Origin of the sequence: Mycobacterium sp. E136 (assembly GCF_001666865.1) — a bacterium.
Lineage (GTDB): Bacteria > Actinomycetota > Actinomycetes > Mycobacteriales > Mycobacteriaceae > Mycobacterium.
Genome location: NZ_LZJE01000347.1, coordinates 1 through 1345 on the forward strand (window position 1 = coordinate 1; position 1345 = coordinate 1345).

General features: G+C 68.6%; 4 protein-coding genes. All 4 read left to right on the forward strand.

Annotated elements, in window-relative coordinates:
* A partial coding sequence (locus A5698_RS30060) for a hypothetical protein (RefSeq protein ID WP_502688871.1) occupies positions 1–132 on the forward strand: 132 nt, incomplete at its 5' end.
* Positions 129–548 (forward strand): roadblock/LC7 domain-containing protein, encoded by a 420-nt coding sequence (locus A5698_RS23100; protein ID WP_067091327.1) that lies wholly within the window; start codon positions 129–131, stop codon positions 546–548. The genes A5698_RS30060 and A5698_RS23100, both read left to right, overlap by 4 nt.
* 7 nt (positions 549–555) lie before the next feature.
* Entirely contained in the window at positions 556–927 is a 372-nt protein-coding gene (locus A5698_RS23105; RefSeq protein WP_068301632.1) for a DUF742 domain-containing protein, read from the forward strand.
* Positions 908–1345: GTP-binding protein (locus tag A5698_RS23110; protein WP_068301636.1), on the forward strand; the 438-nt coding region annotated here is incomplete at its 3' end. The genes A5698_RS23105 and A5698_RS23110, both read left to right, overlap by 20 nt.

The following is a 1345-nucleotide window of genomic DNA, read 5'->3' on the forward strand; positions in this document are numbered from 1 at the left end:
GAGGTCGGCGCTGAACCGGGAGCCCCGCATCGCGATCCGGAAGCCGTTCGGGCCAGCATCAGCAGCCACTTCGGCGGGGTGCACGCTGCCCGGTCGCACGCACGAGAGACCAGAGGAACCGATACCGAATGACCCACGCGTCGCGATCAACGCAGCGTGACTCACTCGACTGGCTGGTGTCGAAATTCGCCCGCGAGGTGTCCGGGGTGACCCACGCCGTGCTGGTGTCCGCCGACGGGCTGCTGATGGCGGCCAGCGAGCACATCCCCACCGAACGCGCCGACCAACTCGCGGCCGTGGCGTCCGGACTGGCCAGCCTGTCGACGGGCGCGGCGCAGCTGTTCGAGGGCGGGTACGTGCTGCAGTCGGTGGTCGAGATGGAGAACGGCTACCTGCTGCTGATGCGGGTCGGCGACGGCTCCAATCTGGCCACCCTTGCGGCGCGCAACTGCGACATCGGCCAGATCGGCTACGAGATGGCGGTGCTGGTCGAACGGGTGGGCACCGTCGTCCAGTCGGCGCGGCGGCGCGCACCTGCGCGTTCGTGAGCCGTCGATGGACCAGTGGGATGGCGACGTCGCCGAAGAGCCGAGCCTGGTCCGGCCGTACATCCTGACCGCCGGCCGCACCCATTCCCGGGTCCACCTCCCGCTGGAGGCGCCGATCGAGACGCTGGATTCGGCCAAGCCGCCGCGCTGGCCGGGCAACGACGTGCGCGGGCAGATCCTGGCGATGGGCGTCAATCACCCGTCGGTCGCCGAGATCGCCGCGAAGTTGTCGTTGCCGCTCGGCGTGGCGCGGGTGCTGATCGGGGATCTCGTGACGCAGGGTTATGTGGCGGTGCGCGGCGCGCTGGGCGAGTCGAGCACCGTCGACGAGAGACGTGAGTTGATAGGAAGGACACTGCGTGGCCTCAAGGCACTCTGAGGAGCGCTCATCCGCAACAGGGTCTTCGCGCGAGCGCTCATCCGCAACGAAGATCGTCATCTCCGGCGGCTTCGGCGCCGGCAAGACGACGTTCGTCGGCGCGGTCTCCGAGATCATGCCGCTGCGGACCGAGGCCCTGGTCACTACTGCGTCGGCGGGCGTCGACGGCCTGGAGGCCACACCGCAGAAGAACACCACGACGGTCGCGATGGACTTCGGCCGCATCACCTTGGCCGACGACCTGGTGTTGTACCTGTTCGGCACGCCCGGGCAGCGTCGGTTCTGGTTCATGTGGGACGACCTCGTCAGCGGGGCGATCGGGGCGATCGTGCTGGTCGACGTGCGTCGCCTGCAGGACAGCTTCGCCGCGGTCGACTTCTTTGAGGCGCGTGAACTGCCGTTCCTGATCGCGATCAAC

What these genes read in the sequence shown, in the direction of transcription:
- A5698_RS23105 (WP_068301632.1), top strand. Translation starts at nt 556, where the DNA reads ATGGACCAGTGGGATGGCGACGTCGCCGAAGAGCCGAGCCTGGTCCGG.
- A5698_RS23100 (WP_067091327.1), top strand. Translation starts at nt 129, where the DNA reads ATGACCCACGCGTCGCGATCAACGCAGCGTGACTCACTCGACTGGCTG.